The following is a 20,423-nucleotide window of genomic DNA, read 5'->3' as shown; positions in this document are numbered from 1 at the left end:
CAACCGCCGGTGCCTTCCGGTGACGCACGAGGACCGAGCCGTCACTCAACTGTCAGCCCCTCGTGGACGATGTAACGGAGATGACCAGGACCGATTGCGTCGACATCACGCTCTGCACGAACGGCGTGCTGACGTACGACGAGATCGGCGGACACCTGCGGCCCGCGGGCACCGACGCCGTCGAGATCGACCTGACCGGGCTCAAGTTCATCGACCCGGCCGGTCTGGTGAGCCTCGCCGTCATCGCCGAGCGGGCGAGGCTCCAGCGCCGTCCCGTCCGCTTCCGCAAGCCCGAGGGCGGCGACGTCGCCAACTACCTCACCCGGATGCGGCTCGGTGAGGAGCTCGCCGGGCTCGACGTGGTGCACGACCTGCCGCAGGTGCGCGAGCGCCGGCTCGGCCACCGCCTGGTCGAGCTGCGCCGGTTCGACGGGGAGGCCGGGCTGGACAGCGTCGCCGCCGCCCTCGTGCAGACCTACGTCGACGACCACCCGGAGCTCATCCAGCCGCTGTACGCGGCGCTCGACGAGATGGCCCGGAACGTGCTGGAGCACAGCACCCGGTCGCACGGGTACGTGGCGCTGCAGCGGTACGACAACAAGGGCGACATCTCCTTCGCCGTCGGTGACAGCGGCATCGGTCTGCGGGAGCGGCTCGCCGCGGCGATCCCCGTGCCCGACGACCGGACGGCGATCGTGCGCGCCGCCCAGGTGAACGTGACCTCGATCGGCCGCCCGGGCCGCGGGCGCGGGATCAGCCGGGTCATCGGCATCACCGGCGAGCACCGCGGCAGCGTGACGCTGATCAGCGGGGCGGCCAGCGGTACCTTCCGGCACGGTCGGACGGACCCCCAGCTGACCGATCTGCCCGCGTCCTACCCCGGTACGCTCGCCCACGTGCGCCTGAGCCTGTGAGGAGGTCGATGACCGTGCCTGCTGTCCTCCCACCGATCGAGGTCCCGCAGCTGAGCGGCGGCCGCGAGCGTGCCCGTGCCCTGGTCGACGGCCTCGCCGACCGCATGGCCGGTGCCACCATCGTGGTGGACTTCCGCCGCATGGTCGCCGGGACGCCGTCCTTCGCCGACGAGCTCGTCACCCGCGTGCTGGTCGACGGCGGCGCCGCGCTGCTCCGCGCCGAGCACGTCAGCCGGGAGTTCGGCGGGTACCTCCTCGAGGCCGCCCGGGACCACGGCGTCGCGGAGCGCCTGCAGACCGCCTGAGAGCACTCAGTCCGTGGCGCGGACGGCCTCACCTGTCACCCGCATCGCCGTCTCCCACGCCTCGGACTCCGCCGCGGCGGTGCCGGAGTCGTCGCCCTGGAACCAGGGCAGCGCGGCCGCCTCCCACGCCAGCGCCGCCTCCCGTGCGGCGGACGACGACACGCGGTGCACCAGCATCTGGTACCTCGACCGCGCGGCCGACAGCTGCGCCTCCGTGCTCCGCGAGGGCAGGATCTGGCTCCGGTCCCGGCACAGCGCCTCCCGGTAGTCGGCCATGGCGGCCTGCAGCTCGATCAGGGTCTCGCGCTGGAACTCCTGCGACGCGCGCTCCCGCTGCTCCTGCCGCGCCCGCGCCGCGGCACGGGCCCTGAGCGACTCGGCGGTGGCCTGGGCCGCGACCGTGAGCAGCCCGCCGACCACCACGCCGATGAAACCCCAGACAGCTGTGCTCACCGCGCTCCCCCTCGCTGGTCCGCACTGCAGGTTAGGACGGGAGTACGACGAGTATCGGCCGTTTCCCCGCTGCGCTTGAGCGAGGCGTCGTGCACGGCCGGCCCTGGGCGAGCCGAGCGAGGGTCAGGCGAACAGTCCGCGGATGTCCTCGGCGGTCAACGGGCCCGCGAGTGCGCCGCCGTCGTCCAGCACGCGGGCGGACAGATCCCGCTTGCGCTCCTGCAGCGCCACGACCTTCTCCTCGATGGTGTCCGCTGCCACCAGCCGGTAGACCATCACCGTCTTGTCCTGCCCGATCCGGTGCGTGCGGTCGACCGCCTGCGCCTCCACCGCCGGGTTCCACCACGGGTCGAGCACGAACACGTAGTCGGCCTCGGTCAGGGTCAGCCCGAACCCGCCGGCCTTGAGGCTGATCAGGAACACCGGAGCGCGCCCGTCGCGGAACTCGTCGATCCGCCGCTGCCGGTCCCGCGTCCGCCCGTCGAGGTAGGCGTACGGCAGCCCCGCTGCCTCCAGCTGCCGGCGCACCGTGCCCAGGAAGCCGGTGAACGAGCTGAACACGAGCGCGCGGTGCCCTTCGGCGACCACCTCCTGCAGGTGCTCGAGGAACGCGTCGGCCTTGCTCGACCGGATGCCGGCGTAGGCGTCGTCCACCAGCGAGGCGTCGAGGGCCAGCTGCCGCAGCAGCGTCAGCGACCGGAAGATGGTGAACCGGTTGCGCTGCAGGTCGTCGACGAGGCCGAGCACCTTGCGCCGCTCGCGCTGCAGATGCGTGTCGTACACCTTGCGGTGCTTCGGGTTGAGCACCACCTCGAGCACCTGCTCCTGCTTGGGCGGCAGCTCGGCGGCGACCTGCTCCTTGGTGCGGCGGCGCATCAGCGGCCGGATGCGGCGGCGCAGCGCGGCCAGCGCCTCGGCGTCCCCGCCCCGCTCGATCGGCGTCCGGTAGTGCTCGGTGAACCGCTGCGGGCTCGGGAACAGCCCCGGTGCGACGATCGACAGCATCGACCACAGGTCCATCAGGTCGTTCTCGACCGGCGTGCCGGTGATCGCCAGCCTGAACCGGGCCGGCAACCGCCGGGCGGCGGCGTACGTCTTCGCCTGGTGGTTCTTCACGAACTGCGCTTCGTCGAGCACCAGCCCGCTCCACGGCAGCGCGCGGTAGTCGTCCCCGCCGAGCCGCAGCAGCGTGTACGAGGTGACGACCAGGTCGGCGCCCTCGACCGCCTCGGCCAGGGGCACGCCCAGCTTGCGGCCGGTGGCCTCGATGGTCCGCACCCGCAGGCCGGGGGCGAAGCGGGCTGCCTCGCGCGCCCAGTTCGACACCACGCTCGTCGGGGCCACGACGAGCACCGGCGCGGTCAGCTCGCCGGCCTCCTGCGCCCGGCACACCAGCGCCAGGGTCTGCAGGGTCTTGCCCAGCCCCATGTCGTCGGCGAGCACGCCGCCGAGACCGGCGTCCCAGAGCACGGACAGCCACTGGTAGCCCTGCAGCTGGTACGGACGCAGCTGTGCGGCCAGCCCGGCGGGCGCCACGGGCGGCGGCGCGTCGTCCACCTCGAGCAGGGTCCGGACGTCGCGCGCCCACCGCTCGCTCTGCTCGGCCACGACCCCGAGCTCGACCAGCTCGTCCCACAGCCCGGCCTGGTAGCGGCTGATCCGCAGACCCGGCCGGTCGGCGTCCTGCAGCGCCCGCGCCTCGTCGATCAGCCGGCGCAGCCGGTCGAACTCCGGACGGCGGACGTCGAACCAGGTACCGCTCGGCAGCACCAGGTGCGACTCGCCCGCCGCGAGGGCACCGAAGAGCAGGGCGAACGGGATGTCCTCGCCGTCCACGGTCACCGTGACGCCGAGGTCGAACCAGTCGGCGTCCTCGCCGTCGGTGGCCGACACCTGCACCACCGGATCCGCCTCGGACTGCCGGTAGTCCGGCGGCTCGCCGGTCACCTCCACCAGCACGCCGGCGTCCGCCAGCCGGGGCAGCAGCTCGGTGGTGAGGACGACGGTGTCCATGCCGGACAGGTCCGCGGCCGGGACCGGCCGCCGCTCCGGGCCGTCGTGCCACAGCCCCGACAGCCGCTCCGGCGGCCGGGGCAGCTCCCCCAGCAGCCGGGCCTCGGCGGCGGCGTCACGGCCGGCGTCCGGGGCCGCGCCGTCCGCTGCCGCCAGCGGCAGCCGTCGGACGTCCTCGCCCGTGCGGTACTGCACCGACCAGGTGAGGCGGGCCCGGTGGCCGGGAGCGTGCTCGACGTGCAGGCACAGCTGCGGGGGCAGCACCTCCGGCAGCTCGACCGATCCGTCGGGCGAGCGCACCGGCAGCGCCCGGCGCAGCGCCGGGTAGAACCCGGTCAGGAAACGGGCCCGGTCGGCCGCGGGCACGCGCAGGGACCCAGCGGTGAGCAGCTTCTCCACGCGCCGGGGAACCGGCTGCACGGGGACGAGCAGCAGCCCCCGCTCCGGCACGAGGTCCGGGGGCAGCGCCGGCTCGCCGGAGGGCAGCAGGACGCCGTGCGGCGGGTGGCCGAGCAGCCGCACCGCCCCGGCGGGGAGGCAGCCGCCGGAGCCCAGGTCCACCACCGGCTCGATGCGCAGATCCGCGTCGCCGTCCCGGCGCAGGTCCACGTCGCCGTCCCGGCGCAGGTCCACGGCGAGCGACACCGGCTCCCCGGCCACCCGGACGGGACCACCGCGGGTGGTCACCAGGGTCACCCCCTCGTCCACCACCTGCTGCAGGGCCGGCCACAGCGCGGGGCCGAACTGCTCGAGCCGCACCGGCGCGTCCCCGTAGCCGTAGCCGTAGAACCCTGGACCGTCGTCGGCCGCCTGATGCGCCTGGTACAGGGCGAGGAGTGCCGCGGCGTGGGCACGGTTCCGTTGTCCGGTGTAGTCGTACTGCAGCGTGCGCCAGGACATCCCCGTGCGGATCCAGCGGCCCTTCGCACCCCGCACGACCGGGCGCAGGCGCACCGACACCTGGGAGGCGGCGGCGCGGCGGTCGCCCGCGTCCTCGACGTCGAACTGCAGCCCGAGCGGCGTCCCCGTGCCCGATCCGGACGACGGAGCCTGCACCAGCTCGCCCAGCACGAGCTCCCACTCCGGCGCACGGGCCGGCTCCCGCCGGGCCGCGAGGGCCTGCCGAGCGGTGATGAGCACCGCGGCGACGTGCTTGCAGTCCACGCCGACCGGGCAGCTGCACTCCCCCCACCACCGGGCAGCGGCGCCGTCGTACGCCGCCACGGTCTGGTAGATCCGCCGCTGGCTGCCGAGCACCACGGCGTCGAACTGGTCGTTCGCAGCGGAGTGGGCGATGTCCGTGACCCGCCCCTCGGATGCGTACGCGGCGCCGCGGCGGAACGCGTCGTGGCCGACCGAGCGGCGGATGACGGAGTCGGTGAGCGTCGGGCTCAGCTCATCCAGCACCCGTCCGAGGCTAACGGCGGCCAGGGACACGGGAACCATTCGTCCACAGCCGTCCGGGCAGGCGTCCGTGCCGGCGGAGGCCGACCTGCACCCCCTCCCCGTCGACACGGCCGTGGCCGACGGGTGGGCCCGGCTGCGGCTCCTGCTGGCCACGGCGGGACGGCGGGTGGCCGTGGACGACACCTGGATCGCCGCCACCGCGCTCGCGCACGGCGTCCCGGTGGTCACCCAGGACGTCGACTACGCGGCGCTCGCAGAGATCAGCGGCCTCCGCGTCGTTCCCGTGTGAAGACGCGGGTCGCCGACGTCCCGCTGACCGCGCCGGCGAGACACGGATCCCGGTCCTCGACGACGGTGCCCCGGCCTCCGCGTGGAGGCCGGGGCACTGTCGTCGGGGACTGCGGATCAGACGCCGGCGGGCACGCGGTCGGCCGGGCGCCGGCGGGCACCGAGGACGGTGCGGGCCAGCCGCATCGGACCGGTGTCCCACGGCCGCAGCGTCTCCGCCGCCGGCGCCGCCGGCGCCTCGGCCGCCGCGGCAGCCCGCTCGGCCGCGCGGACAGCAGCCGCCCGCTCGGCCGCAGCAGCCGCCTCCGCGGCCTCACGCCGGGCGACGATCGCGGCCTTCTGCCGGTCGATGCGCTCCTTCTCCGCCATCACCAGCATCTCCTCGCGCGCCGCGGCCACCGTCAGCCGCGACTCCTTCTGCAGCTCCTCGATTTCCACGTCACCGGAGTCCCGCAGCGCGGCCAGCTTGTCGTAGGCCGACGGCGGGCCGAAGTTCAGCAGCAGCTTCATCAGCACCGGGAGGATCTCGATGCTCATGAACAGCAGCGACAGCATCACCTGCGCCGCGGCCAGGGTGGCGTTGCGGTCGCCCAGCCGGTCGAGGGCCTCCAGCCGCGCCAGGATCCCGTCGGCGTCCTCGTTGGTCGCGTCGAACGCCGTCTGCAGCCGGGTCTGCTCCGCGGTCAGCCGCGCCAGCTCCGCCCGGTCCGTCTCCAGCGACGCCGACGCCAGCCCGGCGCTGCGTCCCTCCGCCGCCGACGCGGCCGCGAGCGCGGCGTCCAGGGACGACCGGGCCGACGCGACCACGGACGCTTGCGCGTCCGCGGCCGCCCGGGCCTCGACGTACGCCTGGCCGGTGCCGGCGTCCCCGGTGCCGCAGGTGCCGTCCAGCTCGCACTGCGCCTTGGCCTCCAGCTCCCGCTGGGTCGCCAGCGCCGCGTCGTAGGCCTGCTGGGCCGTCGTCGCGCTGCCGTGCACCGCCGCCAGCTGCGGGTCCGCCGCACCCCCGGTGGCCACGATCGACTCGCCCAGCGCCACCTCCGCGCGCAGCGCATCGAGCCCGGCGAACCGAGCGTCGGTCTCCAGCGTCTCCCGGTAGGCGTCGGCGGCCTCGGCCTGCATCGCCTTGACCTCGGTGTCGATCTCCGAGGAGAACACCTGCAGGGTCAGCGGCGTCGCGATGACCGCGCCGAGGATCAGCGCCAGCCCCACCCGCGGCACGGCGAGCACGAGGTTCCGCTTGAGCGAGGCGTCGTGCGCCATCCCGACCAGCAGCATCCGGTCGAGGTTGACCACGACCGCGCCCCAGCCCAGGCCGACCAGCAGCGCCGGCGGCCACCACACGCCCAGCGCCATCGCCACGGCGAACGCCATCGACACCACGGCGAGCCCGCCGGTGCTCAGCAGCACGCCGCCCAGCGCCACGAACCGCGGCCGCGCACCGGGCGCCGCCTCGAGCACGTCCGGGCGCGCACCGCCCAGCACCGCCAGGCCGTCCCCGAGTCGTCTCAGCACTGCCGACATGGAGCCACTCCCCGACGACGGGGGTAGAGATCGATCCGTCGTCTCCCCTGCGCTATCGGCAGGGGGGCGGCGGAACGGGGACCCTCGTCCCACCAGCACCACCCTGTGATCAGCGCCACCGGCTCGCCGCCACGGGAGGCCGCGCCGACCCCGCCCGAGTTGCCCTGCCGTCCGGCCCGGCGGAGGCTCGGCGTCTGTCGACCACGGAGCCGTCATGCCCCGCGTCCGCCGCAGCGCCGCGGCCCTCGCCGTCGTCCTGACGGCTGCCGCGTGCACGGGTGACGGCGACGCGGGCCCGTCCCCGCGCCCCGGCACCGACGGCGCTCCCACCCTGCTCGGCACCGTCGACCTCGACGCGGCCGTCGGCGGCGACGCCCGGCTGCTCGACCTCGCCGCCGCACCCGGCGACGACCCGGTCGCGCTGCTGGGGGACGGCGGCACGCGTGCCTGGCTGGTCGAGGTCGGCCCCGGCGAGGACGGCCCGACCGCCACCGCGCTGCTCGAGCTGCCCCTCGTCGGGGACGACGCCGCGCTCTCCGTCCTCCCCGGCGGCTCGTTCCTCGTGGCCCACACCAGCCCGACCGCCGGCTACCAGCTGCTCACCGTCCCGCGCGACGGGCAGGCGAGAGTCACCGCCCTCGGGCTGCGCCCCGACCGCGCGGCCACCACGCTCTCCCCCGACGGGCGCACGCTCTACGCCGCGCTCACCCTGACCGACCTCGGCCCGGCCCAGCTGCTCGCCGTCGACCTGGCCGCCGGCGTCGTCACGATGACCGCACCCGTCGTCCCGGACGGAACGGTCCCCGCACTCGCGACCCGGCCGGACGGCGGCGTCGCCGCGCTGGTCGAGTCCGAGGACGGGCGCGCCCTGCTCACGGCGTTCGACGCCGATCTGCGGCCGGTCGGCGAGCCGGTCGACCTCGCACCCGACGCCCCGGTCGGCACACCGGCCGGCCTCGACGTGACCGCCGACGGCACCGTCGTCGCCACCCTGTTCGTCAGCGACGGACGCGAGCTGGGGCGGCTGGTCACCGTGGTGGACGGCGTGGTGGCCGGCTCGATCGAGCTGGACGGCGTCGGTGACTCCGCACTGCAGGTCGTCGTCTCGCCCGACGGCGGCTCCGCGTGGGTGCCGCAGGCCGATCTCTCCTATCCCGCCGAGCTGGTGACCGTCGACCTGGCCAGCGGGGAGCGGGTGTCGGCGGTGTCGCTGTGCGCCGGCGCCGCGGTGCTGGGCGACGTCGCCCCGTTCGGTGCGGACGCCGGTCTCGTCGCCACCGGGTCGTGCGTGGACGGCGACGGCCCGCAGGCCACGGCCTTCCTCGTCGGCTGAGATCGTGCGCGACGTGTCCCCGCGTTGATCATGGGGTTCTGGCCGCTGCGCACGGCGTGTCCGCGCGTGTCGGCGGCAACAACCCCATGATCAACTCGGCGGCGGCGGCGGCGGGCGGGAGCGGGCGCGGGGAGCCCCCGCCGCCCTGGGAACCGGCGCGTGTCGAGGCGTCAGCCCTTCATCGAACGGACGGCCAGCGCGGCCGCGCCGTAGGCCACCGAGCTGACGACCGCCCGCAGCGTGGTCGGCCGTCCGGCCTGGGCTGCCGCCGCCAGCGCGGTCAGCGCGTCGATCGCGTTCATGCCGGCCACCACGGCCAGCCCGCGGTCGACCTCCTCGTCGGTGCGGGCGGTCAGCGCCAGGACCGAGATCGCCAGTGCCCGGCTGCCGAACAGCCGCTGCACCTGCAGCCCCGCCGGGGTGACCGGGACGCCGTAGCCCGCGGCGACCACTCTCGGCGCGACGATGCTGGTGAGCCCGAAGGCCGCCCCCGTGGCGCCCAGCACCCTCGCCAGCTGCTGCTTAGACATCCCCGCGACCGTCGTCGCCATGGCTGATCCCTCCCGGGCCGACCCGGACGGCTCGGCCCACCGTCTGCCGGGAGTCAACCAGCAACGCCGTTCCGCCGCAGCGGACGCCGTTGGCTACGGTCGCGCCATGACCGCCGACCCCGGGGTCGCACTCAGCCACCGCCGCACCACCTGGGGGGTGATGCGCAGCCGCACAGTGGGCGCCCGGCGCGACGGCGTCCCCGAGGTGGTCGCCGTCCCCGGCCTGGCCGTGGCCGACTACCTGCAGCCGGCGCTGTGCGAGCTCGGCGGCTGGACCCGCGCCCACCTGGTCGAGCTGCCCGGCTTCTCCGGCAGCGGGGAGCCGCCGCACCCGCTGGACGTCGGCCAGTTCGCCGACGCGGTGGTGCAGTGGCTCGACGCCGGCGGCCTCGGCCGGGTCGTGCTCGCCGGGCACTCCAGCGGCACCCAGGTGGCGGCGCACGTCGCGGTCCGCCGTCCCCGGGCGGTGCGGGCCCTCGTCCTGGCCAGCCCCACCGTCGACCCGCGGTTCCGCAGCCGCCGGCGGGTGCTGATGGCCTGGCGCCGGAACCGGCAGCTGGAGCCGCCGAGCCTCGACGAGCAGCACACCGCCGAGCGCGAGCGCGCCGGCCTGCGCCGCGTGGCGCACGCGCTGGGGGTCCACCTGGCCGACGCCCTGGAGGACGTCGTCCCGTGCGTGCCGGTCCCGGTGCTCGTGCTGCGCGGCGACCGGGACCGGCTGTGCACGGAGGAGTGGGCGCGCGAGCTCGCCGACCTGGCGCGCGAGGGGCGGTTCGTGCCCGTGCCCGGCGCGCACAGCTTCGTGTGGTCGGCGCCGGAGGCCTGGTCCGGCCCGATCGAGGACCTCGCGCGCCAGTCGCCCTGACCCCGGGGAGCGCGGTGGAGCCGCGGCCGGAGGGCGGCGTGCCCCAGCCTCGTCCGCCTCCCTCGTCGATCATGGGGTCGTCGCATCCTCGGGCGGCGTGTCGAGGCGTGTCGGCGGTAACAAGCCCATGATCAACTCGTCGGCGGGCGCCAGGCGGGGTCGCGGCCGGTGAGCCCGAGCAGCCGGTCCAGCGGCGGGGCGTCGTCGGGCACGGGCACCGGCGGGCCGAACAGCCCCGGCGTGGGCCCCTCGGCGGCGGCCTGGGCGGCGAATTCCGTGCACACCGCCACCGACGCCGGGTCGGCCGCGTACTCCTGCCCGGTGGCGACGGCGAGGTCCCAGCCGTGCACCAGCACCTCGTCGAGCGCCACGGCCGCCGCGACCGGCGCGGGCATCGTCACGCCGCCGGCCTGCGCGATCCCCTCCCACGCCGAGGGCCGCCGCCAGGCCTCCACCAGCGCGTCGAGCTGGGCGGGGAGCCCGGTGCGCCAGTCGGGCGGCAGGTCATCCGGTGACGCCGACGGCCCACCGGACACCCGCGTGTTCTCCGCGGCCATCCGGAACGCCGTCGTCAGGCCCACCACGTGCGCGAGCAGCCCCGCCACCGAGGTGCCGGTGCAGGGGGTGGGATCGCCGAGCTGGTCGTCGCGGATACCGGCCACCACCCGGGCCAGCTCCGCCGCCTGTGGACCGAGGTCGGGCTGCATCGTCTCCATGCGAGGACAGACCGGTCGGCGCTCCGGAAGTCACCGGCGCGTCGGCGCGTGTCGCGCTGGCAGAATCCGCCGAACAGGACGACCGAGTTCCGGTATGTCGCTGCGTGACCGATCGGTCACGGATGGGTGATGGTGGTCACCCCACCGCCGTTCTCGGGAGATCCCATGCGCACCACCACCGCCGCCGCCGGCGTCCTCCTCACCGCCGTCCTCAGCCTCGGGTTCGCCGGCACCGCGAACGCCGCCACCGACCGCGACTGCCCGGACTTCGCCAGCCAGGCCGCCGCGCAGGCCGCCTTCGACGCGGTCCCGGGCGACCCCGAGCGCCTGGACGCCGACGACGACGGCATCGCCTGCGAGGACCAGCAGTACGCGCCTGCCTCGTCGACCAGCGGGCAGGCCAGCACCGGCTCGCAGGTCTCCACCCGGCCGGCCGGCGCCGTCGCCGCCGGTGACGGCAGCGCGAGCGAGGACGGGAGCGCCCTGCCGTTCGTCCTCGGCGGCGCGGCCCTGGCCGCCGCGGGTGGCGCGGCCGTCGCGGCCCGCCGCAGCGCCCGCACCTCCGCCTGACCGGCGGGCCGTGCCCCAGCGCCCTCCTGCCGCCCGCCCCGGTCCGCACCCGACCGGGGCGGGCGGAGCCGCGCTCGGCACCGGCACGCTGGCCATCCGGCTCCGCGACGACCCCGACGGCGACGGCGACGTCCGGATCATCGGCGCCTATCCGCCGCCGCTGGTCCCCGCGGACGTCGCCGCGCTGCTCACCCGGCCGCCCCGGGTCACCCGTTACGGCCGCCACCGCCGCCGGCGACCGCGCGCCGCCCGCGCCTGGAGGGCCACCTCCGTGGTCCTCGCCGCGGCCGGTGCGGGCCTCCTCGTGCTCGGCCCCTCCTCCGCCGACGCGCCGGTGCACCGCGTGGTAGCCGCGCCCGCCGAGCTGCCGCCGGAGCAGCCGGCCCGGGCGGCGGCCCCGGCCGTCGCACCGGTGGCCGTCGTCCGCCAGCTGCCGGCCAGCCCGCCCACCGCGGTGCGCATCCCCGCTCTCGGGGTCACCTCCGACGTCATGGAGCTGGGCCTGCGGCGCGACGGCTCGATGCAGGTCCCGCCCGGCGCGTACCCGGTCGGCTGGTACGACCGCAGTCCCACCCCCGGCCAGCTCGGGCCCGCCGTCCTGGCCGCGCACGTCGACTGGGCCGGCGAGCCGGGGGCGTTCGCGGGTCTCGACGAGCTGCTGCCCGGCGACACCGTCGAGATCGACCGCGCCGACGGGAGCACCGCCGTCTTCGTCGTCGACCGGGTCGAGGAGCACGCCAAGGAGGCCTTTCCCAGTGATGCCGTCTACGGCGACCTCGACCACGCCGGCCTGCGGTTGATCACCTGCGGCGGCGCCTTCGACGAGGACACCGGCGACTACGCGGACAACGTCGTCGTCTTCGCGCACCTCACAGGCTGAGCTCCCTGGGCCTCACCCTCCGCCGCTTTACCATGACGGTTCGCGTCCACCAGGGAGAACACCGCCCCATGCCCCACGGCTCACCGGATCGCTGGCCCGGCGTCCGCCGCCGCCGGACCCGCGGCACCACGACCGCCGACCGGCCCGGGAGCGGCTGGTCCGGGTACGACGACGCGGTCCCGTCCCGGCCGGTACCCCCGCTCCGCTCGCCGTGGGACGACGCCGACCGGTACGGGTCCGATGCATACGGCCCCGGGCCGGAGGAGCAGCCCGGGCGCCGGTGGCGGCGCCGCGACCGGGAGGACCGCGACGAGCGGCGTCCCCGGGGCGGACGGCGGGACGGGTACGACCGGCCCCGCCGGCGCCAGCAGCTCGCCGGGCGGGTCGGGAAGGTGCTCGCCGTCGGCTTCGTCGTGCAGGCGCTGGTGATGGTCTCGCTGCGCTGGGTCGACCCGCCGACGACGGCGTTCATGGCGGCCAACCCGAACGGCGCCATCCAGCAGTCGGTGCCGGTCGAGCACGTGTCGCGCAACTTCCTCGCCGCCGTCATCGCGCACGAGGACGCCAAGCTGCCCTACCGGTCCGGCGCCTTCACCTGGGACCAGATGTGGGCCCGCGCGCAGGCGCACCTCGTCGGCGACGAGGACCCCTCGGGCTCGACCATCCCGCAGCAGGTTGCCAAGAACCTCTTCCTGAACCAGGAGATGAGCGCCTGGCGCAAGGCCGTGGAGGCCGGGCTGTCCGCGGAGCTCGCGCTGGCGGTCGACGACCGCCGGATGCTCGAGCTCTACGTCAACTACGCCCAGTTCGGGCCGTCGCTCTACGGCGTCTGCGCGGCCAGCTGGTACTACTTCGACCGTCCGCCGCAGGACCTCCCGGTCGAGCAGGCGGTGCAGCTGGTCGGGCTGCTGCCCTCCCCCGGCCACGTGCAGCGAGCACCCGGCGGCGGCCTGGACTTCGACGTCGCCGACGGTCAGGGCTGGCTGTCCCGCTCGCACGTGATCAACGCGCAGAACCGGGTGCCGCGGCACATCGAACGTCTCGGCTTCCGGCCGGTCGAGGACGCCGGGATCACCGGCCTGGCCGGTGACCAGCCGGCCTCGGGCGACGACTGCTCGACGCGCCCGCGGGCGGTCACCGACCTGATCGCCGCCGAGGGCACCGCCTGACGCGACCTCGTCCCCTGCCCACGGGTGCGGGGAAGGGGACGGCCCTGCGAGGAGACCACGCCGGGTCGGCAGCCCGCTCCGGCTCGTGCCGGTCGGCCCCTTCGACCGCAACCCCCGCGCGGACACTCCGCTCTCGACGTCGTCCTCCCGCACCCCGCGCGGCCGGACCCGCGGTACCGACGCTCCTCTCCTGCCCACGGCGCGGGCAGGGGTGACTTCGGAGAGAACGGCACCACCCCGGCCGGACCTCAGCCCCTGGTTCCACCGGTAAGCAGGGGCTGAGGTGGCCGGAGGGCACCTGGTGCAGGGCTCAGCCCGCGTCGTCGTCCGAGTCGCCGGGGATGTCGCTGCCGGTCGGGTTGTCGGTGTCATCGTCGTCATCGATGCCGCCGGTGCCGGGGTCGACGCCGTCGGCGTCCTCCTCGCCGCCGTCCACCGGGTCCGGGTCGCCGACGCTGTCCGCCTCCTCGTTCGGCACCGCGTCGCCGGGCGAGTCACCCGCCGCGCTGCCGGAGCAGCCGGTCACCCCGAGCCCCACCGCGAGCACCGTTGCCGTCAGCCACCGTCGCGTCGTGCGCATGCCGTCCCCTCTCGCACTGCGGTCGTCCGGATCTCGCTGCCCACGGCGCTGGAGGCCATGCCGGGGACGGCGGTACCGACACGACTTCGTCATCTACGGTCCCTCGGCACGACCGGAGCCCACGGAGGTGCGCATGGACGTCGTGGCGCTGGCGCGCGCCGAGCGCGAGGACCTGCTCGACCTCCTGCTCGCACTCATCCCCGAGCAGGAGCGGGCGCCGTCGCCGTGCGCCGGCTGGACCGTCGCCGGACGGCGCGGGATCGCCGCGGAGCTGACCGGGCCCGGCCGGGAGCGGATCGCCCGGCCTCTCGCCGCCCGAGCCGCGCGGACGGTCAGACCGGGCGGACGGCGGCGGTCACCGAGCGCGAGCCTCCCGCCCAGGTCGGCAGCAACGCCATCTTCCCGCCCGCCCCGCCGGTGACCACGATCCGGACGTCGTCCGCCGAGGCCGCCACCCGCAGGTCCCCGGCGGCGTACACCGGCAGTCCCGCGCGGAACGCCAGCGCGGACGCCGACGCCTGCAGCAGCGCACTGCCCTGCTCGAAGAGGAACCCGGCCATCCGGTCGGCGCCCCAGCCCTGCTCCGCCACCAGCGCGGCCAGCTCCGGCGGCAGCAGCAGGAACTGCTCGCCGTTCCGGAAGCGACCCGGGTCCCCGGCGGCCATCGCCGCGCCCGCCATCGCCGCCGCAGCCGGACCCAGCACGGACGGCGGCTCGCGGTACCCCTCGCCCGGCAGCACCTCGACCAGCCCGCCGACCCCGACCACGGTCACCGCGTCGACGTCCACCCCGAGCCCGCGTCGCTGGGCCAGCGAGGGCAGCGGGCGGGCCGCCTCCGCCGTGCAGCAGCCGTACTTCGCCGGCGAGCCGATCGTGGCCATGTCGGTGAGCCCGGCGCGCGCCCCGCCGATCCCGGCGAGGGCGAGGGAGACCGCCCGCCCGACGCCGGCGTTCCCCGCGTTCCCGGTGCCCAGCCCGCCCGCGCCCGAGGTCATGCCGATCCGGCGGGCGACCGACCCGTGCACCAGCACGCCCACCGCCGGCGCGCCGGTCGTCGTCGCGATGCCGAGCAGGTTGAACCCCGGTTCCAGCGCCGCCCGCACCGCGGCCACCACCACCGGGAGCGCGGGCGCCGGGCACCCGGCCAGCACCGCGTGCCAAGCCACGGCCCGCACGGTCAGCTCGCCGAACAGCGGGGGCACCTGGCCCAGGACGGCGTCCGGGTCGGCGGCCCCGGCCACCATCGCGTCGAGCCGGGCCGCGGTCGGCGGCACCACCGGCAGCCCGTCGCCGTGCCCGGCGTCGAGCAGCTCGGCCGCCACCGCGGCGGGGTCGGCGTCCGGCGCGAACAGGGGCCGGTCAGACACGCGGCACGGCGCGCGACACCGCCGCGGTCGCACCGAACGACGGGATCCACACCGAGTGCTTCCCCGCTCCCCCGGCCACCAGCACGTGCAGCATCTCCGGGCCGGTGCTCACCGGGTACGCGTCGCCGTCGGGCACCACGCCCCAGTCCTCGAACTGCCGCTGGTTGGCCTGCGACACCTTCGACACCGGGATCCGCGCCCGCTCCCACAGCGCGTTCCGCACCGCCTCCGCCGTCCACCCGTCGCGGGCGAACGTGGCCGCGTGCTCCGGACCCAGCACCAGGAAGTGCGGGCCCTTGACGTACACGTTGTTCGACCCGGGCTGGGCCATCGTCCCGGCGATGGTGAGCAGCAGGTCCTCGGCCGTCGTCCCGCCGTGGTCGTTGACGTTGTGCGGGCCCTCGGTCGCCGCGACGGTCACCACCGACTCCCCCGGCGCGAAGCCGCGGCGCACCGAGAAGGGCGGGAACGGGCTGTCCTCCTCGTTCTCGCCGAAGCAGAACGTGTACTTCGCCGGCCCGCCCTGCGTCGCGCGGTCCATGACGCCGGGCCGGGCGCCGCCGATGTGCATCAGCGTCAGCTGCACCGCCCGGCCGATGACGGCGTTGGCCCGGGTGCCCTGGCCCAGGCAGTTGGCGCCCGAGTTGATGCCGAGCTCCCCGCGCACCGGGCCGTTCACGACCACCATCGGCGCGCACGGGTGCGTCGTGGCCAGCACGCCGTGCAGGTTGTACTCGGGGGCCTGCAGCGCGCGGACGGCGGCGAGCACCACCGGCAGGTCCGCGGGCCGGCAGCCGGCCATCACCGCGTTGGCCGCGAAGCTCTCCCGGGTCGGCACCAGCCCGGACGGCGGCAGCGGACCGAGCTCCAGGTCGATGCCGTCGAGCGCGGCCAGCGCCGCCGCCACCCGGGCCGGGGTCGGCGCCACCAGCGGCAGCCCGTCGCCCCAGCCGCGGCGGTACGCCTCCTCCTGCCAGCTCTCCTCCGTGACCCCGGGCAGGTCGAGCACGGCACTCACGACAGCCCCCTCGCCTCGTCGGCCATCCGCAGCAGCTCGGCGGCCGCGCCCTCGATCCGGCCGGCCAGCTCGGCTTCGTTCAGCCCGCCCACGGGGTGCGGGACGACGACCAGCCGGGGCCGCACCCGCCGCGCCCGGGCCTGCGCCTGCACCAGCGGCAGGAACGTCTCGGTCACCACCAGCGGCGCGACGACGCCACGCTTCTCCAGTTCCACCGAGTCGTGGAGACTCCACGACGAGCACGAGCCCTAGTCGCCGACCGCCACCAGCACCATCTTGAAGCGCTGCGACAGCCAGTCGATGGTGTCCTTGTCCGCCGCGACCGAGGCGCTCTCCTTGGCCGCGAAGCCCAGCTCCGGCAGCTCCCAGTGCGCCTGCAGCCGCTGCCCCAGCCCGCGCAGCAGCTCGGTCGCGTTCGGCTTGGAGTTGGTGAACAGCGCGACGTCGGTCCACGTCGCCGTGCTGCCGGCGGCCTCCACCGGCCCGGCGTCGTCCTCCGGCGGCAGGCCGTACGTCGGGTCGACGATCCGCAGCGACCCGGCGGTCGCCGCCAGGGCGGCGACCGCGGCCTCCCCGGCGGCGCGTCCGTCGGCCTCGGCGGCGGCCAGCGACTGCTCCGCACCGGCCCGGGCGTCACCCGCGACCAGCACGTTCCCGGCGCCGACCAGCCGGCCGTGCTCGTCGGCGGCCAGCCCGTCGACCAGGCCCTCGGGCCCGCGGCGGTCCACGAACGGGAACAGCCCGGCGACCGGCAGGTCACGCTCCCCGTCGGCGGTGCGGACGACGACGCCGGACAGCACGCCCTCGCCGCGCAGCGCGGTCACCGCCGCACCGGTCAGCACCTCGACCGTCCCGGCGGCCGCCAGCCGCTCCGCCCGCTCCGGCGACCAGCGCGGCGGGCCCGGCACCAGCACGGTCACCGCCGACGCCCAGCCGGCCAGCTCGAGCGCCTCCTCCGCCGTCCACTCGTCCTCGCCGACCACGGCGACCGCGCGCCCGCGGAACAGCGGGCCGTCGCACCCGGCGCAGGTGGAGATCCCGCGCCCGACCAGCGCCTCCTCCGCCGGCAGCCCGAGCCGCCCGGGGCCGAGCCCGGCCGCGACGACGACCACCCCGGCGGTGACCTCGCCGTCGCCGGTCTCCAGCCGCACCGCCGAGCCCGGGTGCACCCGGGTGACCTCGGCGTAGCCGATCCGCACGCCGGCGGCCTCGGCCGCGGCGGTCAGCGCCGACACCAGCTCCGGACCGGTGCCGCCCGGGTGGTCGTGCAGCGCGGTCAGGTTGACCAGCTGACCGCCGGGGGTCAGCCGGTCGTAGGCGACCACCCGCAGACCCCGGTCGGCGGCGACCCGCGCGGCGGTCAGCCCGGCGATCCCGGCGCCCACGACGGCGACGTCCCAGTCGGTGCTCATGCGAAGCTGCCCTCGGGTGAGCTCGCCGGCTCGCTGACCAGCCCCGTCGAGATGCTCGGCCACAGCGCGTCGGCGCCCGCGGCGGCCAGCCGGTGGCCCAGCTCCCGGCTCCAGTACCGCTCGCTGCCGAACTCGTCGCGCCACGACCACAGCCGGCGGGAGAGCTGGCCGAGCTCGTACTCCTTGGTCATGCCGATCGCGCCGTGCGCCTGGTGGGACGCGCGCGCCGCGATCGTCGCCGCCTCGCCGGCCGCCGCCTTCGCTGCCGCGACGTCGAGGAAGGACGGGTCGGGGCGCGCGTTCAGCGCGGCCACCGAGACGGCGAGCCCGGCCAGCTCCGCCTCCTCGGCGATGGTGACCAGGTGCGCCTGCACCGCCTGGAACCGGGCGACCGGGCGGCCGAACTGCTGCCGCTCGCCGGTGTAGCGGACGGTCAGCTCGGCCACCCGCGCCAGCGCCCCGGCGATCAGTGCTGCGCGGGCCAGCGCGCCGCGCAACCGCAGCGCCGCGCCGTCCACCCCGGGCGGGGCGGGCGCGAACGCGTCGTCGGGCAGCCCGACGTCGTCCCACACCAGGGTGTCGCGCGGCTCGGCGGCGAGGTTGCGGCCGTTCGTGACGGTCGCGGCTGCGGTGGGCGCGGAGACGACGAACCGCTGCCCGCCGCTCCCGGCGAGGGCGACCACCCGGTCGCTGCGCCCGCCCCACGGCACCCGGGACAGCCGCGCGGAGAACCGCCGGCCGGCGAGCTCGACGGCGTCCCCGGGCGCGCCGACGGCCACCGACAGCGGGCCCTCGGGCAGCTCGAGCCCGGCCGCGGCCAGCGCCCAGCCGCCGAGCAGCCCGGTCTCGGCCAGCGGCGCGGGGGCGGCGAAGCGGCCGGCGACGGTGAGCAGCGCGCAGGCGTCGGCGACATCCCCGCCGGAGCCGCCGGCCTCCTCGGGCACCGACACCAGCGGGAAGCCGGACTCGGTGAGCGCCGACCAGAGCCGCTCGCTCCACCCGGTCGCCTCGGCGGCGACGACGTCCCCGGGGGTGCACAGGTCGCGGAACAGGCCGGTCGCGACCTCGGTCAGCACGGTGCGGTCGTCGCTCATGCAGCCAGTCCCTTCGCGGCGACGGAGCGGAGGATCTCGGTGGTGCCGCCGCGCAGCGTGTACGACGGCGAGGTCAGCACCGCCTCGGCGAGCAGCGACGGGAACAGCGAGCGCGAGCCCTGGTCGAGCTCGGTCTCCGCGGCCTCGCGCAGCGCCTCGACCAGGTCCTGCTCGAAGCGGGTGCCGACGTCCTTGACCAGCGCCGCCTCGACCACCGGTGCGCTGCCGCCGTCGAGCGCGCGGGCCACCGACAGCGACAGCTGCCGGATGGCCCGGAACCGGGCCGCGAGCCGGCCGAGGACGACGGCCTCCTCGCCGGAGACCGCTGCGCCGCGCTCGCGCAGCCACTCGCGCAGCACCGGGAAGGTGGACAGCCACCGGTCGGGGCCGCTGCGCTCGTAGGCCAGCTCGCTGGTCACCTGCTGCCAGCCGGAGCCGAGCTCGCCGAGCACCATGTCGTCGGGCACGAACACGTCCTCCAGGGCCACCTCGTTGAAGTGGTGGCTGCCGTCGAGGTACGGGATCGGTGAGATGCGCACGCCCGGTGCGGACAGGTCGACGATCAGCTGGGAGAGGCCGGCGTGCTTGCGGCCCTCCTCGACCGGAGAGGTCCGGCAGAGCACGGCGAAGAAGTGGTTGCGGTGGGCCTCGCTGGTCCACACCTTGGTGCCGGTGACCGTCCAGCCGCCCTCGACCCGGGTCGCCCTCGTGCGCACCGAGGCGAGGTCGGAGCCGGAATCCGGCTCGCTCATGCCGAGGGAGAAGTAGACCTCACCGGCGGCAATGCCCGGCAGGAACCGCTGCCGCTGCTCCTCGGTGCCGAAGTGCAGCAGCGCCGGCGCGGTCTGCCGGTCGGCGACGAAGTGCGCGCCGATGGGAGCACCGGCGGCGAGCAGCTCCTCGGCGACGAGGAACCGGTCGACGGCGCTGCGCCCGTGCCCGCCGTACCGGGGCGGGATCGCCATGCCGACCCAGCCGCGCTCGGCCAGCGTGCGGGAGAACTCCGGATCGTGCCGGCCGGCGAACCCGAGCGCCGGCCGGTGCCCGGCGGGGAGCTCGGCGGCGAGGAACTCGCGCACCTCGGCGCGCAGTGCCTCCTCGGCCGGGGTGAGCACGGTCGGCGCGAACTGCACGGCATCCCTCCTCGGGTGGGTCCCGCCGGGCCGGCTCCGTCGCCGGCCCGGCGGGGGTTCGGATCAGGCGGTCTCGCGCCGCCGCTGCGACCACATCTGGGTCGCCCGCTCGAAGTGCAGCGCGGCCTCCCAGCCGATCCCGGGCGGGCCGGCCTCGGTGCGGAAGGAGCGGACCGCCTCGCGGGCCAGCTCCGGGTCCTTGGCGGCGCGGCCGGCGAGCTCCAGGGCGAGGTCCTCGACCTGGTCATCGGGGACGGCCTTCCAGGCCAGGCCGATCTCGGCGGCGCGCACGCCGTCGATCTCCTCGCTGAACAGACCCATTGCGGCGGTGGCCTCGCGGCCCGCCGTCCGGCTGCTGATGGTGAAGTAGCCGCCGCCGGGGTGCAGGCCGATCCGCAGGAAGCCGGCCATCAGCCGGGCGCTCTCGGACACGATGCGCAGGTCGGTGGACAGCGCCAGGTTGATCCCCGCGCCGACCGCGGCGCCGCGCACCGCGGCGATGGTCGGCACCTGCAGCGTGCCCACCCGGCGGAAGGCGGTGTAGACCGCGCCGAGCTCCTTGTACGTCTTGTCCTCGGCCTGGTCGCTGCCCGGCGTCCAGCGCCGGCGGTCGGCGCCGGAGCAGAAGGTGCCGCCCGCGCCCCGGACGACGGCCGCGCCGATCGCCGGGTCGGCGTCCACCTCGTCGCACAGCTCCGACAGCTGCAGCCCCATCTCCGGGGTGAGCCCGTTCTTGACCTCGGGCGAGTCGACCGTGAACACGGCGACGCCGCCGTGCCGCTCCAACTGGATCTGTCCCACGGGGGTGTCCTGCCTCTCTGCTGGGGTCCG

The 20,423-nt window shown here is 76.1% G+C and carries 19 protein-coding genes and 1 pseudogene; 8 read left to right on the top strand and 12 right to left on the bottom strand.

Annotated features, from left to right (window positions below; genetic code table 11):
* Positions 1 to 80: 80 nt before the first annotated feature.
* Positions 81 to 914: an ATP-binding protein gene (locus BUB17_RS08395; protein ID WP_072916295.1), complete on the top strand. Its 834-nt coding sequence runs from the start codon at positions 81 to 83 to the stop codon at positions 912 to 914.
* An 8-nt stretch (positions 915 to 922) separates the two neighbouring features.
* Positions 923 to 1,219: a hypothetical protein gene (locus tag BUB17_RS08390; protein ID WP_072916291.1), complete on the top strand. Its 297-nt coding sequence runs from the start codon at positions 923 to 925 to the stop codon at positions 1,217 to 1,219.
* 6 nt (positions 1,220 to 1,225) lie between these two features.
* On the opposite strand, the gene BUB17_RS08385 is transcribed toward BUB17_RS08390, so the two are convergent.
* Together BUB17_RS08385 and BUB17_RS08380 are read right to left on the bottom strand one after the other, a co-directional pair.
* Complete coding sequence (locus tag BUB17_RS08385; RefSeq protein WP_141242952.1) at positions 1,226 to 1,672, bottom strand: hypothetical protein; 447 nt, start codon at positions 1,670 to 1,672, stop codon at positions 1,226 to 1,228.
* A gap of 123 nt (positions 1,673 to 1,795) precedes the next feature.
* Complete coding sequence (locus BUB17_RS08380) at positions 1,796 to 5,092, bottom strand: DEAD/DEAH box helicase (RefSeq protein ID WP_072916286.1); 3,297 nt, start codon at positions 5,090 to 5,092, stop codon at positions 1,796 to 1,798.
* A 67-nt stretch (positions 5,093 to 5,159) separates the two neighbouring features.
* Between BUB17_RS08380 and BUB17_RS08375 the strand changes: the two genes are divergently transcribed.
* Positions 5,160 to 5,381 carry a PIN domain-containing protein gene (locus BUB17_RS08375; RefSeq protein ID WP_083606169.1) on the top strand — a complete coding sequence of 74 codons (222 nt, stop codon included), beginning with the start codon at positions 5,160 to 5,162 and terminating at the stop codon, positions 5,379 to 5,381.
* 116 nt (positions 5,382 to 5,497) lie between these two features.
* Here the strand turns inward: BUB17_RS08375 and BUB17_RS08370 are convergent, their stop codons facing one another.
* Positions 5,498 to 6,904 (bottom strand): DUF4407 domain-containing protein, encoded by a 1,407-nt coding sequence (locus BUB17_RS08370; protein ID WP_072916281.1) that lies wholly within the window; start codon positions 6,902 to 6,904, stop codon positions 5,498 to 5,500.
* A gap of 214 nt (positions 6,905 to 7,118) precedes the next feature.
* On the opposite strand from BUB17_RS08370, the gene BUB17_RS08365 reads away from it, so the two are divergent.
* Positions 7,119 to 8,237 carry a hypothetical protein gene (locus BUB17_RS08365; protein ID WP_072916278.1) on the top strand — a complete coding sequence of 373 codons (1,119 nt, stop codon included), beginning with the start codon at positions 7,119 to 7,121 and terminating at the stop codon, positions 8,235 to 8,237.
* A gap of 170 nt (positions 8,238 to 8,407) precedes the next feature.
* On the opposite strand, the gene BUB17_RS08360 is transcribed toward BUB17_RS08365, so the two are convergent.
* Complete coding sequence (locus BUB17_RS08360) at positions 8,408 to 8,767, bottom strand: hypothetical protein (RefSeq protein WP_141242951.1); 360 nt, start codon at positions 8,765 to 8,767, stop codon at positions 8,408 to 8,410.
* 127 nt (positions 8,768 to 8,894) lie between these two features.
* Here BUB17_RS08360 and BUB17_RS08355 point away from each other — a divergent pair, with 127 nt between their 5' ends.
* A complete protein-coding gene (locus BUB17_RS08355; RefSeq protein WP_072916273.1) occupies positions 8,895 to 9,653 on the top strand; it encodes an alpha/beta fold hydrolase in 759 nt (252 codons plus the stop codon).
* Positions 9,654 to 9,784: 131 nt separating this feature from the next.
* On the opposite strand, the gene BUB17_RS08350 is transcribed toward BUB17_RS08355, so the two are convergent.
* Positions 9,785 to 10,369 carry a TIGR03086 family metal-binding protein gene (locus tag BUB17_RS08350; RefSeq protein ID WP_072916269.1) on the bottom strand — a complete coding sequence of 195 codons (585 nt, stop codon included), beginning with the start codon at positions 10,367 to 10,369 and terminating at the stop codon, positions 9,785 to 9,787.
* Positions 10,370 to 10,534: 165 nt separating this feature from the next.
* Between BUB17_RS08350 and BUB17_RS08345 the strand changes: the two genes are divergently transcribed.
* The 3 genes from BUB17_RS08345 (at position 10,535) to BUB17_RS08335 (ending at position 12,988) form a co-directional block, all read left to right on the top strand.
* Positions 10,535 to 10,939, top strand: a complete 405-nt coding sequence (locus tag BUB17_RS08345) for an excalibur calcium-binding domain-containing protein (protein WP_072916267.1) — start codon at positions 10,535 to 10,537, stop codon at positions 10,937 to 10,939.
* Positions 10,940 to 10,949: 10 nt separating this feature from the next.
* A complete protein-coding gene (locus tag BUB17_RS08340) occupies positions 10,950 to 11,819 on the top strand; it encodes a class F sortase (protein ID WP_244277055.1) in 870 nt (289 codons plus the stop codon).
* A gap of 68 nt (positions 11,820 to 11,887) precedes the next feature.
* Positions 11,888 to 12,988: a transglycosylase domain-containing protein gene (locus BUB17_RS08335; RefSeq protein ID WP_072916264.1), complete on the top strand. Its 1,101-nt coding sequence runs from the start codon at positions 11,888 to 11,890 to the stop codon at positions 12,986 to 12,988.
* Positions 12,989 to 13,298: 310 nt separating this feature from the next.
* On the opposite strand, the gene BUB17_RS08330 is transcribed toward BUB17_RS08335, so the two are convergent.
* The 7 genes and pseudogenes from BUB17_RS08330 to BUB17_RS08295 form a co-directional block, all read right to left on the bottom strand.
* Positions 13,299 to 13,568 carry a hypothetical protein gene (locus BUB17_RS08330; RefSeq protein ID WP_072916260.1) on the bottom strand — a complete coding sequence of 90 codons (270 nt, stop codon included), beginning with the start codon at positions 13,566 to 13,568 and terminating at the stop codon, positions 13,299 to 13,301.
* Positions 13,569 to 13,900: 332 nt separating this feature from the next.
* On the bottom strand, positions 13,901 to 14,935 hold the full coding sequence (locus tag BUB17_RS08325; protein WP_072916256.1) for a hypothetical protein: 1,035 nt from the start codon (positions 14,933 to 14,935) through the stop codon (positions 13,901 to 13,903).
* Positions 14,928 to 15,953, bottom strand: a complete 1,026-nt coding sequence (locus BUB17_RS08320) for a hypothetical protein (protein ID WP_208983344.1) — start codon at positions 15,951 to 15,953, stop codon at positions 14,928 to 14,930. Before BUB17_RS08320 ends, BUB17_RS08325 begins: the two co-directional genes overlap by 8 nt.
* Positions 15,950 to 17,365, bottom strand: a pseudogene (locus BUB17_RS08310) (UGSC family (seleno)protein). Before BUB17_RS08310 ends, BUB17_RS08320 begins: the two are co-directional and overlap by 4 nt.
* Complete coding sequence (locus BUB17_RS08305; RefSeq protein ID WP_072916247.1) at positions 17,362 to 18,459, bottom strand: acyl-CoA dehydrogenase family protein; 1,098 nt, start codon at positions 18,457 to 18,459, stop codon at positions 17,362 to 17,364. The pseudogene BUB17_RS08310 and the gene BUB17_RS08305 overlap by 4 nt, the downstream one beginning before the upstream one ends.
* Entirely contained in the window at positions 18,456 to 19,592 is a 1,137-nt protein-coding gene (locus BUB17_RS08300) for an acyl-CoA dehydrogenase family protein (protein WP_072916244.1), read from the bottom strand. The genes BUB17_RS08305 and BUB17_RS08300 overlap by 4 nt, the downstream gene beginning before the upstream one ends.
* Before the next feature lie 63 nt (positions 19,593 to 19,655).
* The gene (locus tag BUB17_RS08295; RefSeq protein ID WP_072916240.1) at positions 19,656 to 20,393 is read right to left on the bottom strand and encodes an enoyl-CoA hydratase/isomerase family protein; all 738 of its coding nucleotides are present in this window, start codon (positions 20,391 to 20,393) and stop codon (positions 19,656 to 19,658) included.
* Positions 20,394 to 20,423 lie beyond the last annotated feature (30 nt).

The organism is Geodermatophilus obscurus, from assembly GCF_900143215.1.
Classification (GTDB): Bacteria; Actinomycetota; Actinomycetes; order Mycobacteriales; family Geodermatophilaceae; genus Geodermatophilus; species Geodermatophilus obscurus_A.
The sequence above is the reverse complement of the archived record's forward strand: the minus strand, read 5'-3'. Positions and strand labels throughout refer to the sequence as shown.

Bases quoted from the DNA above. Each gene is read 5' to 3' on its own strand.
- BUB17_RS08390 (WP_072916291.1), top strand. From the start codon at position 923: ATGACCGTGCCTGCTGTCCTCCCACCGATCGAGGTCCCGCAGCTGAGC.
- BUB17_RS08370 (WP_072916281.1), bottom strand. From the start codon at position 6,904: ATGTCGGCAGTGCTGAGACGACTCGGGGACGGCCTGGCGGTGCTGGGC.
- BUB17_RS08330 (WP_072916260.1), bottom strand. From the start codon at position 13,568: ATGCGCACGACGCGACGGTGGCTGACGGCAACGGTGCTCGCGGTGGGG.
- BUB17_RS08350 (WP_072916269.1), bottom strand. From the start codon at position 10,369: ATGGAGACGATGCAGCCCGACCTCGGTCCACAGGCGGCGGAGCTGGCC.
- BUB17_RS08305 (WP_072916247.1), bottom strand. From the start codon at position 18,459: ATGAGCGACGACCGCACCGTGCTGACCGAGGTCGCGACCGGCCTGTTC.
- BUB17_RS08365 (WP_072916278.1), top strand. From the start codon at position 7,119: ATGCCCCGCGTCCGCCGCAGCGCCGCGGCCCTCGCCGTCGTCCTGACG.
- BUB17_RS08360 (WP_141242951.1), bottom strand. From the start codon at position 8,767: ATGTCTAAGCAGCAGCTGGCGAGGGTGCTGGGCGCCACGGGGGCGGCC.
- BUB17_RS08345 (WP_072916267.1), top strand. From the start codon at position 10,535: ATGCGCACCACCACCGCCGCCGCCGGCGTCCTCCTCACCGCCGTCCTC.
- BUB17_RS08395 (WP_072916295.1), top strand. From the start codon at position 81: ATGACCAGGACCGATTGCGTCGACATCACGCTCTGCACGAACGGCGTG.
- BUB17_RS08335 (WP_072916264.1), top strand. From the start codon at position 11,888: ATGCCCCACGGCTCACCGGATCGCTGGCCCGGCGTCCGCCGCCGCCGG.
- BUB17_RS08355 (WP_072916273.1), top strand. From the start codon at position 8,895: ATGACCGCCGACCCCGGGGTCGCACTCAGCCACCGCCGCACCACCTGG.